13 protein-coding genes are annotated in these 15,303 nt (G+C 55.8%); 9 read left to right on the top strand and 4 right to left on the bottom strand.

Features of this window, described 5'->3' with window-relative positions; all coding sequences use genetic code 11:
• Positions 1 to 5: 5 nt before the first annotated feature.
• The gene (gene cyoE / locus ACFQW4_RS04235; RefSeq protein ID WP_008103945.1) at positions 6 to 893 is read left to right on the top strand and encodes a heme o synthase; all 888 of its coding nucleotides are present in this window, start codon (positions 6 to 8) and stop codon (positions 891 to 893) included.
• A gap of 130 nt (positions 894 to 1,023) precedes the next feature.
• On the top strand, positions 1,024 to 2,388 hold the full coding sequence (locus ACFQW4_RS04230; protein ID WP_192236709.1) for an MFS transporter: 1,365 nt from the start codon (positions 1,024 to 1,026) through the stop codon (positions 2,386 to 2,388).
• A gap of 33 nt (positions 2,389 to 2,421) precedes the next feature.
• On the opposite strand, the gene adhP is transcribed toward ACFQW4_RS04230, so the two are convergent.
• Both adhP and ACFQW4_RS04220 read right to left on the bottom strand, forming a co-directional pair.
• Positions 2,422 to 3,462, bottom strand: coding sequence for an alcohol dehydrogenase AdhP (adhP, locus tag ACFQW4_RS04225; RefSeq protein WP_137385269.1), 1,041 nt, complete (start codon positions 3,460 to 3,462; stop codon positions 2,422 to 2,424).
• Positions 3,463 to 3,492: 30 nt separating this feature from the next.
• Complete coding sequence (locus ACFQW4_RS04220) at positions 3,493 to 5,013, bottom strand: aldehyde dehydrogenase family protein (protein ID WP_192414023.1); 1,521 nt, start codon at positions 5,011 to 5,013, stop codon at positions 3,493 to 3,495.
• 275 nt (positions 5,014 to 5,288) lie between these two features.
• Between ACFQW4_RS04220 and ACFQW4_RS04215 the strand changes: the two genes are divergently transcribed.
• The gene (locus ACFQW4_RS04215; RefSeq protein WP_377724037.1) at positions 5,289 to 7,061 is read left to right on the top strand and encodes a sigma-54-dependent Fis family transcriptional regulator; all 1,773 of its coding nucleotides are present in this window, start codon (positions 5,289 to 5,291) and stop codon (positions 7,059 to 7,061) included.
• Here ACFQW4_RS04215 and ACFQW4_RS04210 read toward each other — a convergent pair.
• Positions 7,058 to 7,549 (bottom strand): YajQ family cyclic di-GMP-binding protein, encoded by a 492-nt coding sequence (locus ACFQW4_RS04210; protein WP_110867748.1) that lies wholly within the window; start codon positions 7,547 to 7,549, stop codon positions 7,058 to 7,060. The genes ACFQW4_RS04215 and ACFQW4_RS04210 overlap by 4 nt on opposite strands.
• A gap of 125 nt (positions 7,550 to 7,674) precedes the next feature.
• On the opposite strand from ACFQW4_RS04210, the gene panE reads away from it, so the two are divergent.
• Complete coding sequence (gene panE, locus ACFQW4_RS04205; protein ID WP_377724035.1) at positions 7,675 to 8,595, top strand: 2-dehydropantoate 2-reductase; 921 nt, start codon at positions 7,675 to 7,677, stop codon at positions 8,593 to 8,595.
• Positions 8,549 to 9,157, top strand: a complete 609-nt coding sequence (gene yajL / locus ACFQW4_RS04200) for a protein deglycase YajL (protein ID WP_377724032.1) — start codon at positions 8,549 to 8,551, stop codon at positions 9,155 to 9,157. The genes panE and yajL overlap by 47 nt, the downstream gene beginning before the upstream one ends.
• A 114-nt stretch (positions 9,158 to 9,271) precedes the next feature.
• Here yajL and thiI read toward each other — a convergent pair whose 3' ends face one another.
• The gene (gene thiI, locus ACFQW4_RS04195) at positions 9,272 to 10,720 is read right to left on the bottom strand and encodes a tRNA uracil 4-sulfurtransferase ThiI (protein ID WP_110867750.1); all 1,449 of its coding nucleotides are present in this window, start codon (positions 10,718 to 10,720) and stop codon (positions 9,272 to 9,274) included.
• A gap of 237 nt (positions 10,721 to 10,957) precedes the next feature.
• Between thiI and xseB the strand changes: the two genes are divergently transcribed.
• The 4 genes from xseB to ACFQW4_RS04175 all read left to right on the top strand — a co-directional run bounded on the left by xseB (position 10,958) and on the right by ACFQW4_RS04175 (position 15,050).
• Entirely contained in the window at positions 10,958 to 11,200 is a 243-nt protein-coding gene (xseB, locus tag ACFQW4_RS04190) for an exodeoxyribonuclease VII small subunit (protein ID WP_101762436.1), read from the top strand.
• On the top strand, positions 11,200 to 12,099 hold the full coding sequence (gene ispA, locus ACFQW4_RS04185) for a (2E,6E)-farnesyl diphosphate synthase (RefSeq protein ID WP_101762437.1): 900 nt from the start codon (positions 11,200 to 11,202) through the stop codon (positions 12,097 to 12,099). Before xseB ends, ispA begins: the two co-directional genes overlap by 1 nt.
• Positions 12,100 to 12,118: 19 nt before the next feature.
• On the top strand, positions 12,119 to 13,984 hold the full coding sequence (gene dxs / locus ACFQW4_RS04180) for a 1-deoxy-D-xylulose-5-phosphate synthase (protein WP_101762438.1): 1,866 nt from the start codon (positions 12,119 to 12,121) through the stop codon (positions 13,982 to 13,984).
• Between the two features lie 91 nt (positions 13,985 to 14,075).
• On the top strand, positions 14,076 to 15,050 hold the full coding sequence (locus tag ACFQW4_RS04175) for an aldo/keto reductase (RefSeq protein WP_377724029.1): 975 nt from the start codon (positions 14,076 to 14,078) through the stop codon (positions 15,048 to 15,050).
• Positions 15,051 to 15,303 lie beyond the last annotated feature (253 nt).

Raw genomic sequence — 15,303 nt, 5'->3', positions numbered from 1 at the left:
GCGTAATGATTAAGCAATACCTGCAAGTAACAAAACCAGGAATTATTTTCGGCAATTTAATTTCTGTGATCGGTGGATTCCTGCTGGCTTCGAAAGGCAGCATTGATTACACCCTGTTTCTCGCCTCGCTGGTTGGCGTATCGCTGGTTGTCGCATCAGGTTGTGTTTTCAACAACGTGATTGACCGCGATATCGACATCAAAATGGAGAGAACGCGGAACCGTGTTCTGGTCAAAGGCCTGATCTCGGCGAAAGTAAGCCTGGTTTATGCAACCGCATTGGGTATTGCTGGCTTTGCGTTGCTGTATTTCGGCGCTAACCCGCTGGCCATGTGGCTGGCGGTGATGGGCTTCGTGGTTTACGTAGGCGTTTATAGCCTCTATATGAAGCGTAACTCTGTCTACGGCACGCTGATTGGTAGTCTCTCTGGCGCTGCGCCGCCGGTGATTGGCTACTGCGCAGTGACCAACCAGTTTGATGCTGGCGCGTTGATTTTACTGGCTATCTTTAGCCTGTGGCAGATGCCGCACTCCTATGCGATTGCCATCTTCCGCTTTAAAGATTACCAGGCTGCCAACATCCCGGTTCTGCCAGTGGTGAAAGGCATCTCGGTGGCAAAAAATCATATTACGCTGTATATCCTGGCGTTCATGATTGCCACGCTGATGCTGACCCTTGGCGGTTACGCGGGCTACAAATATCTGGTGGTGGCTGCGGCCGTTAGCGTGTGGTGGCTCGGGATGGCGCTTTCAGGTTACAAAACCTCAAACGATAAAGTTTGGGCGCGTAAACTGTTTGTGTTCTCGATTGTCGCTATCACCGCTCTGAGCGTGATGATGTCCGTTGATTTCATGACGCCAGCGTCGAAAGATTTACTGACTTACGTCTGGTAATTCAGCTCCGCAAAACCAGAAAGGGCGCGAATTTCGCGCCCTTTCTTTTTGTTACCACTGCTTAAGAACAAATGTTTTACCCGCCCTGCCCTGCTGCCTAAAATGGGCGCAGTATAATTTTGAGGTAAACATGAACGACAATAAAATGACGCCAGTAGAGCTTCGTGCTACATGGGGTTTAGGTACCGTTTTTTCCCTGCGCATGCTGGGAATGTTTATGGTCTTGCCGGTACTCACCACGTACGGCATGGCGTTACAGGGCGCCAGTGAAACACTGATTGGGTTCGCAATCGGTATCTATGGTTTGGCACAAGCCATCTTCCAAATTCCTTTTGGTTTGCTCTCCGATCGCGTCGGCCGAAAGCCGCTGATCGTTGGCGGGCTGCTGCTGTTCGTTTTCGGCAGCGTTATCGCCGCCACCTCCGACACCATTTGGGGCGTGATTTTAGGCCGCGCGTTACAAGGCTCCGGCGCGATTGCCGCCGCGGTAATGGCGTTGCTGTCAGATTTAACCCGTGAACAAAACCGCACCAAGGCGATGGCGTTTATCGGCATCAGCTTTGGCGTCACTTTTGCTATTGCGATGGTAGTTGGCCCGATTGTCACCCACGCACTCGGCTTGCACGCGCTGTTCTGGATGATCGCCATCCTCGCGACGCTGGGCATCGTCATCACCTTATTAGTGGTGCCGAACGCACCAAACCACGTATTGAACCGCGAATCCGGCATGGTTAAAGGCAGTATCCGCGCGGTGTTGACCAATCCAAAACTGTTAAAACTGAATATCGGCATTCTCTGCCTGCACATTCTGCTGATGTCGAGCTTCGTGGCGCTGCCGGGACAGTTTGAACAAGCCGGTTTACCGGCGGCCGAGCACTGGAAAGTCTATCTGGTGACGATGTTGGTGGCCTTTGTTGCCGTGGTGCCTTTCATTATCTATGCCGAAGTGAAGCGCCGCATGAAGCGCGTGTTTGTCGGCTGCGTGGCGATCATCATCATTGCAGAAATCGTATTGTGGGGCGCGGCAGGCCACTTCTGGACGCTGGTTATTGGCGTGCAGCTGTTCTTCCTCGCCTTCAACCTGATGGAAGCGATTCTGCCATCACTGATCAGCAAAGAGTCGCCGCCGGGCTACAAAGGCACCGCGATGGGCATCTACTCCACCAGCCAGTTCATTGGTGTGGCGATTGGCGGCAGCATGGGCGGATGGATCTATGGTCATGTTGATGCTCAAACCGTGTTCCTGGTCGGTGCGATTGTCGCGGCTGCCTGGCTGTTTGTGGCGATGTCGATGCAGGAACCGCCTTACGTCAGCAGCCTGCGTATTATGCTCAGCGATGCGGTGCTGGCGGTGCCGAATCTGGAGAAGCGTTTGAAAGCGCAGCCCGGCGTGGCGTCGGTGTTTATCGTGCCAGAAGAGAAAAGTGCTTACATCAAAATCGACAGTAAAGTGACGAGCCGCGTCGAACTCGAAGCGCTGCTCGCCAGTTGCTAAGTGACCAGCCCGACCATCGCGTCGGGCTTTTTGTTACAGCGACATATCCACCACGATGCGCCCTTCAATCTTGCCAGCGTGCATCCGCGCGAAGATATCGTTGATGTTAGTCAGCGGTTCTACCGCTACGGTGGCTTTCACCTTGTGACGACCGGCGAAATCCAGCGCTTCCTGCAGATCTTTGCGCGTCCCGACGATGGAACCGCGCACCGTAATGCCGTCCAACACCATATCGAAAATCGACAGATCGAATTTGCCCGGCGGCAAACCGTTCAGCACCATGGTGCCGCCACGACGCAGCGTACCAATCGCCTGTTCGAACGCTTTCGGTGAAACTGCCGTGACCAGCACGCCATGCGCACCGCCAAAACTCTCCTGGAACACCTTGGCCGGATCGACATTTTTCGCATTCGCCACCACGCTGGCACCGAGACGTTTAGCGAACGCCAGTTTCTCATCATCAATATCCACCGCCGCCACGTTCAGACCCATGGCAACCGCGTACTGCACCGCCATATGCCCTAAACCGCCAATACCGGAAATCACCACCCAATCGCCGGGTTTGGTGTCGGTCATTTTCAGCCCTTTATACACGGTGACGCCGGCACAGAGGATCGGCGCGATTTCGTTGTAATCGACGTTATCTGGAATGATGCCGACATAGTTGGCATCGGCGAGGCAGTATTCCGCGAAGCTGCCATTCACTGAGTAACCGGCATTTTGCTGCGACAGACACAGCGTTTCCCAGCTATCGAGACAGTGTTCGCAGTGACCGCACGCCGAATAGAGCCATGGCACACCGACGCGATCGCCCATTTTCAGGTGCTTAACGCCCTCGCCGAGCGCCACAACCTGGCCCACACCTTCGTGGCCCGGAATAAACGGCGGATTGGGTTTAATCGGCCAGTCGCCTTCGGCCGCGTGAAGATCGGTATGGCACACGCCAGTAGCCGCAATTTTCACTAAAATCTGCCCCGGCCCGACCTGCGGCACCGGCACCTGCTCAATCACTAACGGTTCACCAAAAGCCTTCACAACAGCGGCTTTCATGGTGGTTTTGATTTGCATATTCATCTTTCACTCTCCATTTGAACGGATGCGGACTTAGAACAGGCCCAAAGGCGCGGTGCCATAGCTAACCAGCAGATTTTTGGTTTGTTGATAGGCGCTGAGCGCCATTTTGTGCGTCTCACGGCCTACACCCGACTGCTTGTAACCGCCGAATGCCGCGTGAGCGGGATAGATGTGATAACAGTTGGTCCAGACGCGCCCGGCTTTGATGCCGCGTCCCATGCGATAAGCCAGATTGGTATCGCGCGTCCACACGCCCGCACCAAGACCGAACTGGGTTTCGTTGGCGATGGCGAGCGCTTCTGCCTCATCCTTAAAGGTGGTAACACCAATCACCGGCCCAAAAATCTCCTCCTGGAAACAGCGCATCTGGTTGGTTCCTTTGATTAAGGTCGGCTGAATGTAGAATCCATCATTCAGCTCGGTGGCCATGCTGGCGCGATCGCCACCGGTGAGAATTTGCCCGCCTTCGTCGCGTGCGATGTTGATATACGACAGGATTTTATCGAATTGCTGGCGTGAAGCCTGTGCACCAATCATGGTGTCGCTATCAAGCGGATCGCCGCGACGGATGTTCGCCACCTTGGCCATCACGCGATCCATAAAGGGTTGATAGATCGATTCATGAATCAAGGCGCGCGATGGACAGGTACAGACTTCCCCCTGATTGAAGAAACCGAGTACTAACCCTTCCACCGCCTTCTCAATAAACTCGTCCTCACCATCCATCACATCAGCGAAGTAGATATTCGGCGACTTGCCGCCCAGCTCGACGGTACAGGGAATGATGTTTTCAGCAGCGCAGGCCATAATGTGACGCCCCACCGGCGTTGAACCGGTGAAGGCGATTTTGGCGATGCGTTTGCTGGTCGCCAGCGCTTCACCCGCTTCACGACCAAAGCCCTGCACCACATTCAACACGCCAGCCGGGAACAGATCGCCAATCATCTCCATCAGCAGCGTAATGCCCAGCGGCGTCTGTTCCGCCGGTTTCAGCACCACACAGTTGCCCGCCGCCAGCGCTGGCGCCAGTTTCCACGCCGCCATTAACAGCGGGAAGTTCCACGGAATGATTTGCCCAACCACACCGAGCGGTTCATGGAAGTGATATGCCACGGTGGTTTCATCGATCTCCGCGGTGCTGCCCTCTTGCGCGCGCAGGCAACCGGCGAAGTAACGGAAGTGATCCACCGCCAGCGGCAGATCGGCGTTCAGGGTTTCGCGAATCGGTTTGCCGTTATCCCAGCTCTCCGCTACCGCCAGTTTTTCGAGATTGGCCTCAATGCGATCCGCCACCTGCAACAGGATGTTGGCGCGATGCTGCACGCTGGTTTTTCCCCAGGCATCAGCCGCCTGATGCGCCGCATCCAGCGCTAAATCGATATCGCGCGCATCCGAACGCGGGAACTGCGCGATATCGCTGCCATTCACTGGCGAGGTGTTAGTGAAGTATTGGCCGCTGAGCGGCTCGACGAATTTGCCCGCAATGTAGTTGCCGTAAATCGCCTGGAATGAAACCAAAGCGCCGGGCGTACCGGGATGTGCATAACGCATCGCAAACTCCTTTATGTAGGGTCAGATAATCTGAAGGCTCAGTCGCCTTACAGAGAACGTGCTGTCAGAGGAGCTATTGCAGCGGGCGTGCCAGCTTTTTTCATCAGAGGATGTTTTGTTAAAAAACCAATATGATCATTAAGTTAAGAGCCGACGCACAACATGACCTGGCTATGTTGTGCAGAAAAGTTCACCATCTGTGTTGCGTATCGCAACAGTACAGAAACCGACCCGCTACAATGTCGCAACACTTTCGCTTGGGCATGAGGTCATCAATGCAGGGAAATCCATCCGCGTCTGCCGTTAACGCCAATCCGCTGTTAAGCGACTCCTGGTTCCGTAGCCAGCTGTATGGCCTCGATCGCACCGCCGATGATTTTCCGCGTGTTCGCCAGGGTGAACTGGCCGATGTACTCGCCAGCAATGCCGGGCTGCAGCAGTTCGCTCAGCCGGTGATCAAACAGCTGGCGCAGAAACTGGCCGAGAAGCAATCGGTGGTGATTCTGTCGGATGCCACCGGTCTGGTGCTCAATACCTTTGGCGATATGCCCTCGCTGGAAAAAGCCCAACGTTATGCGCTGGCGCCGGGTAATTTATGGAGTGAATGCGGGCGTGGCACCAATGCGATTGGCACCGCGCTGGCGATTGATGATGGCTGCGAGATTCAAGGTCATCAGCACTTCCTGACGCTCAATCAAGGTTTGTACTGTGCGGCGATGCCGCTGCAAATGCCCAACGGTCAGATTGCTGGCGTGCTGGATATTTCCGGCCCGGCGCACTTCCCGCATCCGCAGACCTTTAGCTGGGTGAAAGCGGCGGCGAAACAGATCGAATATCTATGGGTGAAGCAGAGCCTGCATCCGCAGCAATGGTTGATGAGCCTGCATCTGCAGCCGCAGGGCATCGATACCAGCGATGAACTGCTGCTGGTGTTCTCGGATAACGTCCTGACCGCCGCCAACAGGCTGGCGATGCGCGAGCTGGCGCTGAGCGTCGGGCAACTCGGCAGCGTGACCTTTCAACAACTGTTCCCGCAACAGCAGCAGCACGCCAACAGCATTCCCGCCCCGCTCGATTACGCCACGCAGCGCTACTATTTTCTCCTGCGGGCGCCGCAGCGCAGCCATTTTGCCACGCCGAGCGAACCCGCCAGCGAGCTGCCTTTCTCGCTGGGGCGCGATGGCAAGAAGATGGTGCGACTGCTCAATGCCGGCGTTTCACTGTGCATTCACGGCGAAACCGGCAGCGGCAAAGAGTATGTCAGCCGCGCACTGCATCAGCAAAGCCGCTGGCGCGAAGGCAAATTCGTTGCCATTAACTGCGCGGCCATCCCCGAAGCGCTGATTGAATCTGAGCTGTTTGGCTATCAACCCGGCGCGTTCACCGGCGCGAGCAAGAATGGTTACATCGGCAAAATCCGTGAAGCGGATGGCGGCGTGCTGTTCCTTGATGAAATTGGCGATATGCCGCTGGCACTACAAACCCGCTTGCTACGCGTGTTGCAGGAGAAAGAGGTGGCGCCGCTCGGATCCAGCCGCAGCTGGCCGGTGAATTTCGCGGTGATCAGCGCCACGCACCGCGATTTGGCACAGCGCGTGGCCGAAGGCGAATTCCGCGAAGATTTACTCTATCGCCTGCAGGAATTCTCGATGACCATTCCGCCGCTGCGCGCCTGGCCGGAAGTAGAGGGTTTTATCAGCCGTTTATGGCTGGAGCTGGGCGGCGCGGATCGCGATATTCAGCTCTCGCCTGCGCTGTTGACGGCTCTGGCGCAGCTGCCGTGGCCGGGCAACGTGCGGCAATTGCGCAGCTTGTTACGCGTGCTGTTGGCACTGGCGGATGAAGGTGAAGAAGTGACAGAGGTGCATTTACCGGCAGAGTATCGGCGTGCGGCGGTGCAGCCACAGTCCGATCGGCAGAGTCATGATAGGCGGTTGATCAGCGAAACGCTGCAGCGCTTCAATGGTAATATCAGTAAAACGGCGGAAGCCTTGGGCGTCGCGCGCAGCACGCTTTATCGTCGTGCGGCGCGCGACAAACGCGATTAGTCGCGGAAGTTTTTGAACTGGAAAGGCTGACCGAGGTTGCCACCGCGCACCAGCGCCATCGCACCTTGCAGGTCGTCGCGTGACTTACCGGTTACGCGCAGTTCTTCACCCTGAATCTGCGTCTGCACTTTCAGCTTGCTGTCTTTAATCAGCTTCACCAGCTTTTTCGCGATATCGCTTTCGATACCTTTCTTCAGCTTGGCTTCCACCGACCAGTTTTTACCGCTGTGCACGATCTCTTCTGGCACTTCAATCGCCGCGCCTTCAATGCCACGCTTCAGCAACTTTTCGCGCAGAATATCCACCAGCTGTTTGACCTGGAAATCAGATTCGCTGCTGAGTTTGATGGTCTCGTTCTTTTCGTTGAGCTCAATGGTTGCACTCACGTTACGGAAATCGAAACGAGTTGAGATCTCGCGGTTCGCATTCTCCACGGCATTTCGCACTTCCGACAATTCGACTTCGGAAACGATATCGAAAGATGGCATCTTTTCTTCTCCTGATACTAAAGTGACATGCATAATACGCGTCTTGTGGCGCTAATAAAACACGATACGCGGAAAGCTATACTTACCCGTAACGTGAAAACAGGAACCCGCCCACGGGAGGCAAAATGAAAATTACCGTGTTGGGGTGTGGCGCCTTAGGTCAAATTTGGCTCGCCGCTCTCGCCCGTCAGGGACATGAGGTGCAGGGCTGGTTACGTGTACCGCAGCCCTATTGCTCAGCCAACGTAGTCGATCCGCAAGGCCATGTGAGCAATCACACCTTTATTGCCAACGATCCGCTGTTCCTCGCCGAAAGCCAGCTGTTACTGGTGACGCTCAAAGCGCCACAGGTTTCCCCTGCGGTGAAAAATCTGCAAAGCGTGCTGCCGACGCACGCGCCAATTCTGCTGCTGCATAACGGCATGGGAACCCTGGAAGAGCTGAAAGATTTGCATCAGCCGCTGTTGCGCGGCATCACCACGCACGCGGCAATGCGCGACGGCACGGTGATTAAGCATATTGCGCACGGCATCACCCATATCGGCCCTGCTAATCGTGAGAGCGCCGCACAGAGCGATATCGCTGATATTCTGCATCAGGCGCTGCCGGATGTGGCCTGGCATGACAATATCGCCGCCGCCAGCTGGCGCAAGCTGGCAATCAACTGCGTGATCAATCCGATGACCGTTGAGCACGATTGCCAGAACGGGGCGCTGCGCGCCTGGCCGGAACAAGTCGCGCTGCTGTGCGAAGAGATCGCCTGGGTGATGGAGCGCGAAGGCCAGCACATGGCGGTGGATAATCTGCGCGACATCATTTACGACGTGATCGATAGCACCGCCGCCAATACCTCATCAATGTTGCAGGATGTGCGCGCGCAGCGTCTGACCGAAATTGATTACATCACCGGCTACCTGTTGCGTCGCGCCCGCGCACAGGGCATTTCACTGCCGGAAAACACCCGTTTGTACGATCTGATTAAACGTAAGGAGTCCCACTATGAGCGCGAACGCATCGGTTCTGGTTTGCCTGGCACATGGAAGTGAAGAGACCGAAGCGGTCACTACTATCGATTTGCTGGTACGCGGCGGTTTAAGCGTCACCACCGCCAGCGTGGAGAGCGATGGCACGCGTGAGATCGTCTGTTCGCGCGGCGTGCGGCTGCTGGCGGATGCGCCTTTGGTTGAGGTGGCGGATAACGACTACGACGCGATTGTGCTGCCCGGCGGTTTGAAAGGCGCGGAGACCTTCCGCGACAGCCCGCTGCTGGTGGAAACCGTGCGCCAGTTCCATCTCTCCAGCAAGATTGTGGCGGCGATTTGTGCCGCGCCCGGCACGGTTTTGGTCGCGCACGATCTGTTTCCGGTCGGCAATATGACCGGTTTTCCCGGCCTGCGTGACACCATTCCCGACAGCAAATGGATGGAGCGCCGCGTGGTGTGGGATCCGCGCGTTAATCTGCTGACCAGCCAGGGACCGGGCACCGCAATGGATTTTGCGTTGAAGCTGATTGATTTGCTGGTGAATAAAGAGACCGCGCGTGAAGTGGCTTCACAGCTGGTGCTGGCGGCAGGGATTTATAATTATCAGGAGTTTGAAGAGCGGTAACGTTGTTATAACAAGCTGCACATGATTGTAGCGGCGCAATTAATTGCGCATTTCACTGCAACGCTGATGCCGCATGAAATACGCGTGATTCATCGCGCCGCTACGGTTTATCGCTTATGGACGATAAACCTTCACGTTTTTGAAGCCCTGCTCATGCAGATAGAGCGCCTGCAAGCGACTCATCACACCGCGATCGCAATACAGCAGCCAGGTTTTACTCTGGTCCAGGTCGCCAAACTGGGTGCTGAGTTTATAGAACGCCAGAGTCTTCACTTCAACGCCTTCAACGATCAGCGGATTCGCCTCCTGCTCATCGGCCGAACGGATATCCAGCACCACGTCGTTGCTGATGAAGGAGTCAACGGTTTCAACTTCCACCACTTCTTCTTCCGTCTGCTCGGCGATTTCACGGATATCGACGTTGCTGGCTTCCTGCACCACGCGATGAAGGATCTCGAAATCGAAGTTTTGCTCTTCCGCTTCAATCTTGCCCTTCACCGCTTTAACGGTTGGGCTTTTCGAAATCACGCCGCAATATTCTGGCATGGTGCGGGCAAAATCTTCGGTGCCGATCTTACGTGCCACATCAATGATGTGCTCTTTGTCATGGGAGATCAGCGGACGCAGAATCAGCGTATCGGAGGCGTTATCGATCAAACGCAGGTTGGTCAGCGTCTGGCTGGAAACCTGGCCCAGCGCTTCGCCGGTCACCAGCGCCTGCACGCCGTAACGTTCCGCCACCATTGACGCCGCACGCACCATCATACGCTTCAGCACCACGCCCATTTGGCCGTCGTCCACTTTCTCAAGAATCTCACCGACTACCGGCTCGAAGTTGATCGCTACGAAGCGTACGCGGTGTGAGCGACCAAAGCGCTGCCACAGGTAATGTGCAACCTGGCGCACGCCAATCTCGTGTGCCGCACCGCCAAGGTTGAAGAAGCAGTAATGCACGCGGCAGCCGCGACGCATCAGCATGTAGCTCGACACGCCAGAATCAAAACCGCCGGAAATCAGTGACAGAACATCTTCCTGGGTACCAATCGGGAATCCGCCTAAGCCTTCATAGCGTGCGGTGATCAGCAACAGACGATCGTCGTCGATCTCCAGATTCACCGTTTCTTCCGGACGATTGAGCTGCACGCGCGCGCTGGCGATGTGTTGGTTAAGGCCGCCGCCAACGTAGCGTTCCACGTCCTGCGAGCTGAAGCTGTGCTTGCCGCGACGCTTGACGCGCACGCAGAAGCTTTTGCCTTCCAGACGCTCGCGGTTCAGCACCAGCGTCTGCTCGAAAATGTCGTGCATATCGGTGTAGGCGCGATCTTCCACCGCCAGCACATGGTGAATGCCCGGAATGCGCGTCAGTTCGGTGACAAGGGTCTCGCGCAGCGACTCATTCTTAGAACGCACTTCAATGTGGTCCCAATGGCGCACGACTTTGATCTCTTCATCCACGGTGCGCAGAATATTACGAATGCTACTGGAGAGAATTTTGATAAAGCGCAGACGCACCGACTGACTTTTGATGGTGATTTCTGGAAACAGCTTGACGATAAACTTCATGGCGACAGGGGTTCGTTTGGACAAATAAGTGCTAAAAGCATCGGCACTTAACTGTTAAAATCATATAATTGCGGGTTAATTCAGGAGCCCCCGCATCCGAGGCGCAAAAGTATATCACCTTTGCCGGGTGACTGCTTTAAGCAACCTTCATCACATTCATTATTTTGCTAATTAATCCTCGTCAGCTACCATGACCGATTGCAAGATGATCTCCTAACCTGTGAGTCGACACTGATTATGCCGAAAAAAGCCGAAGCGCCTGCCAGTTTTGAAAGCGCATTAGAGCAGCTGGAACAGATTGTCAGCCGCCTGGAAAGTGGCGAGCTGCCGTTAGAGCAGGCGCTGAACGAATTTGAACGCGGCGTACAATTGGCACGTACCGGTCAGCAAACCCTGCAGCAGGCAGAGCAGCGTGTGCAAATTCTGCTTAGCGATGAGAAAGATGCCGCCCTCGCCCCTTTTACCCCGGAAAATGAGTAATGGATTTCGCTAAACTGCTGAGCGCTTACCATCAACGCGTTAATCAGGCATTGACGCGCTTAATAGATCCACTTCCTTTTCAGAGTTCTCCTCTGGTGAATGCCATGGAGTATGGGGCATTATTAGGCGGTAAGCGTCTGCGTCCCTTTCTGGTGTACGCAACAGGCGAAATGCTGAAGGCCGATGCCGCCAGCCTCGATGTGCCGGCTGCGGCCGTGGAATGCATCCATGCTTATTCCCTGATTCATGACGATCTGCCGGCGATGGACGACGATGCGTTACGCCGCGGGCAGCCAACCTGCCATATTAAATATGGTGAAGACACGGCGATTCTCGCCGGCGATGCTCTGCAAACTTTGGCCTTTTCGATTCTGGCCGATCAGCCGATGCCCGGCGTCAGCGCCGACGCGCGTATTGCGATGATTTCCGAACTGGCGCAGGCCAGCGGCGTGGCAGGCATGTGCGGCGGTCAGGCACTGGATTTGGCGGCGGAAGGCAAAAGCATCGATCTGGCGCAGCTGGAACAGATTCACCGCCATAAAACCGGCGCGTTAATTCGCGCCGCGGTACGTCTTGGCGCATTAGCCGCCGGCGATCGTGGCCGCGCCGCGATGCCGCTGCTGGATACCTACGCCAATGCCATCGGACTGGCGTTTCAGGTGCAGGATGACATCCTCGATGTGGTCGGCGATACCGCCGTGTTAGGAAAAACACAGGGGGCGGATCAGGCATTGGGTAAAAGCACCTATCCTTCATTGATGGGGCTGGAAAATGCCCGCAGTAAAGCCTGGGATCTTTATCAAGAGGCGCTCGGCGCGCTCGATATTCTGGCGGCACAGTCTTACAACACACTCGCCTTACAAGCGCTGGCAAGCTTCATAATTGAACGCGATAAATAACTTTCATAATGAGTCTCTGATGAGTTTTGATATTGCAAAATACCCGACACTGGCGTTAGCCAACACGGTTCAGGAATTACGTTTATTACCGAAAGAAAAACTTCCGGAGCTGTGTGACGAACTGCGTCAGTATCTGCTGGATAGCGTGAGCCGATCTTCCGGCCACTTTGCATCGGGTCTGGGCGTCGTCGAGCTAACAGTGGCGCTGCATTATGTTTATAACACCCCCTTTGATCATCTGGTGTGGGACGTGGGACATCAGGCCTATCCGCACAAAATTCTGACCGGACGCCGCGATCGTATCGGCACCATCCGCCAGAAAAATGGCCTGCATCCGTTCCCGTGGCGCGGTGAGAGTGAGTACGACGTGCTGAGCGTAGGTCACTCCTCCACCTCGATCAGCGCCGGGCTCGGCATGGCGGTTGCCGCCGAACGTGAAGGCAAAGGCCGCCGCACCGCCTGTATTATTGGCGATGGCGCGATCACCGCTGGCATGGCGTTTGAAGCCATGAACCACGCCGGTGACATCAAGCCGGATATGCTGGTGATCCTCAACGACAACGAGATGTCGATCTCCGAGAACGTGGGTGCACTCAACAATCGCCTGGCACAGATTCTCTCCGGGAAAACCTATTCACGCCTGCGCGAAGGCGGCAAGCGTGTATTGGGCGGTTTGCCGCCGATTAAAGAGCTGGTGAAGCGCACAGAAGAGCACCTGAAAGGCATGGTGGTGCCGGGTACGCTGTTTGAAGAGCTGGGCTTTAACTACATCGGCCCGGTAGATGGTCACGACGTGCTGACGCTGGTGAGCACGCTGAAGAACATGCGCGATCTGAAAGGTCCGCAGTTCCTGCACATCATGACCAAAAAGGGCAAAGGTTATGCCCCGGCGGAAGAAGATCCGATTACCTGGCATGCGGTACCGAAGTTCGATCCCGCCAGCTTAGCGCTGCCGAAAAGCGTGCCAGGCTTACCAAGCTATTCGAAGATTTTCGGCAACTGGCTGAGCGAAATGGCGGCTGACGATCCGCGCCTGATGGCGGTCACGCCAGCGATGCGCGAAGGTTCGGGCATGGTGAGCTACTCACGCGACTATCCGCAGCAATATTTTGATGTGGCGATTGCCGAGCAGCACGCGGTAACGTTCGCGGCGGGTATGGCGATTGGTGGTTACAAACCGGTTGTGGCGATCTACTCGACCTTCCTGCAGCGCGCCTACGATCAGCTGATCCACGATGTCGCCATTCAGAAATTGCCGGTGCTGTTTGCTATCGATCGCGGCGGTATTGTCGGCGCGGATGGTCAAACTCATCAGGGCGCATTTGATATCGCGTTCTTACGCTGCGTGCCAGAGATGGTGATCATGACGCCAAGCGATGAAAACGAATGTCGTCTGATGCTTTATACCGGATATCACTATCAGGATGGCCCAAGTGCGGTGCGTTACCCGCGCGGTACCGGCACCGGCGCAACGCTGGAACCGCTGGCGAGCTTGCCGCTGGGCAAAGGTATAGTGAAGCGTCGCGGCGAAAAGCTGGCGATCCTTAACTTCGGTACTTTGCTGCCAGAAGCCGCCGCCGCTGCGGAAGCGCTGAATGCCACGCTGGTGGATATGCGTTTTGTGAAGCCACTCGATGAAGCACTGATTGCCGAGCTGGCGGCCAGCCACGATTCGCTGGTTACGCTGGAAGAAGGCGCCATCAAAGGCGGCGCCGGCAGCGGTGTCAACGAGTACGTGATGGCAAAACGCCTGCGCGTGCCAGTGCTCAACCTCGGCCTGCCGGATGAGTTCATCCCGCAAGGTACGCAGGAAGAAGTACGTCAGGATTATCAGCTGGATGCCGCCGGTATTCAGCAGCAAATCACTGACTGGCTCGCCCAGTAATCTGCCCGACTCGCTCACCGCCCGGTGAGCGAGCCTGCTGCTATGCTTAGGGAACGATTTCCCTCAAGCATAAGAGCAGGAGCCCAAATAGATGAAAATTATTCCCCTAGGCCAAACCGACTTACAGGTTTCACGTCTCTGTTTAGGCTGCATGACTTACGGCGATCCCACGCGCGGCAATCACGCGTGGACGCTGCCTGAAGAGAGCAGCCGACCGTTGATCAAGCAGGCGCTGGAAGCCGGCATCAACTTCTTCGATACCGCTAACAGCTATTCCGATGGCAGCAGCGAAGAGATTGTGGGCCGGGCGCTGAAAGATTTTGCCCGCCGCGATCAGGTTGTGGTCGCCACCAAGGTCTATTTCCCGCTGAGTAATCTGTCACAAGGCTTGTCGCGTCAGAATATCCTGCAATCGATTGATGACAGCCTGACGCGCCTTGGTATGGAATATGTCGATCTGCTGCAGATTCACCGCTGGGATTACGCCACGCCGATTGAAGAGACGCTGGAAGCGCTGCATGAAGTGGTGAAATCCGGCAAGGCGCGTTACATCGGCGCATCATCAATGCACGCATCGCAGTTTGCTCAGGCGCTGGAACTGCAAAAGCAAAATAACTGGGCGCGCTTTGTCAGCATGCAGGATCAGTACAACCTGATTCAGCGTGAGGAAGAGAATGACATGCATCCGCTGTGTCAGCGCGAAGGGATCGCGGTGCTGCCGTGGAGCCCGCTGGCGCGCGGTAAACTCACGCGTCCATGGGGCGAAACCACCGCACGTTCGGTATCGGATAATGTGATGGAGAAGCTGTATACCGGCACCGAAGAGAACGATGCGGCAATTGCCGAGCGTCTGGCTAACGTAGCCGCCGACAAAGGCGTGACGCGCGCGCAGGTGGCGCTGGCGTGGCTATTACATAAACCGGCGGTCACCGCGCCGATCATTGGCGCTTCGCGCGAGCAACAGTTCGCCGAGCTAGTGAAAGCGGTGGATGTTGAGTTGAGTGAGAATGAGATTGCCGAGCTGGAAACGGTATATCAACCGCACCCGCTGGTGGGGTTTGAGTAAGGTAGACTATTCCCCTCACCCCAGCCCTCTCCCGCAAGCGGGCGAGGGAGCAGAACGTGCAGTACCCACCTAATCGTTCCTTCTCTCACTTGTTGGAGCAGAACGAGCAGTCCCTACCTAATTGTCCCCTCTCCCACTTGTGGGTGTACAGTCCGGGGACATGGTAGACAGGTGTTCGGGGACATGGTGAACACTTTTTAACATCCTTTACCCATGGTGATCGACTTTTTCTTCAGGTCGATCACCCCCACTT

It is taken from the genome of Pantoea sp. GCM10028869 (assembly GCF_042666835.1).
Taxonomy (GTDB): domain Bacteria; phylum Pseudomonadota; class Gammaproteobacteria; order Enterobacterales; family Enterobacteriaceae; genus Pantoea; species Pantoea leporis.
Note: the sequence above shows the minus strand (reverse complement) of the source record. Positions and strands in the feature narration are given on the sequence as shown.

What these genes read in the sequence shown, in the direction of transcription:
- thiI (WP_110867750.1), bottom strand. Translation starts at nt 10,720, where the DNA reads ATGAAGTTTATCGTCAAGCTGTTTCCAGAAATCACCATCAAAAGTCAG.
- adhP (WP_137385269.1), bottom strand. Translation starts at nt 3,462, where the DNA reads ATGAATATGCAAATCAAAACCACCATGAAAGCCGCTGTTGTGAAGGCT.
- ACFQW4_RS04220 (WP_192414023.1), bottom strand. Translation starts at nt 5,013, where the DNA reads ATGCGTTATGCACATCCCGGTACGCCCGGCGCTTTGGTTTCATTCCAG.
- ACFQW4_RS04210 (WP_110867748.1), bottom strand. Translation starts at nt 7,549, where the DNA reads ATGCCATCTTTCGATATCGTTTCCGAAGTCGAATTGTCGGAAGTGCGA.
- yajL (WP_377724032.1), top strand. Translation starts at nt 8,549, where the DNA reads ATGAGCGCGAACGCATCGGTTCTGGTTTGCCTGGCACATGGAAGTGAA.
- dxs (WP_101762438.1), top strand. Translation starts at nt 12,119, where the DNA reads ATGAGTTTTGATATTGCAAAATACCCGACACTGGCGTTAGCCAACACG.
- xseB (WP_101762436.1), top strand. Translation starts at nt 10,958, where the DNA reads ATGCCGAAAAAAGCCGAAGCGCCTGCCAGTTTTGAAAGCGCATTAGAG.
- cyoE (WP_008103945.1), top strand. Translation starts at nt 6, where the DNA reads ATGATTAAGCAATACCTGCAAGTAACAAAACCAGGAATTATTTTCGGC.
- ACFQW4_RS04215 (WP_377724037.1), top strand. Translation starts at nt 5,289, where the DNA reads ATGCAGGGAAATCCATCCGCGTCTGCCGTTAACGCCAATCCGCTGTTA.
- panE (WP_377724035.1), top strand. Translation starts at nt 7,675, where the DNA reads ATGAAAATTACCGTGTTGGGGTGTGGCGCCTTAGGTCAAATTTGGCTC.
- ACFQW4_RS04230 (WP_192236709.1), top strand. Translation starts at nt 1,024, where the DNA reads ATGAACGACAATAAAATGACGCCAGTAGAGCTTCGTGCTACATGGGGT.
- ACFQW4_RS04175 (WP_377724029.1), top strand. Translation starts at nt 14,076, where the DNA reads ATGAAAATTATTCCCCTAGGCCAAACCGACTTACAGGTTTCACGTCTC.
- ispA (WP_101762437.1), top strand. Translation starts at nt 11,200, where the DNA reads ATGGATTTCGCTAAACTGCTGAGCGCTTACCATCAACGCGTTAATCAG.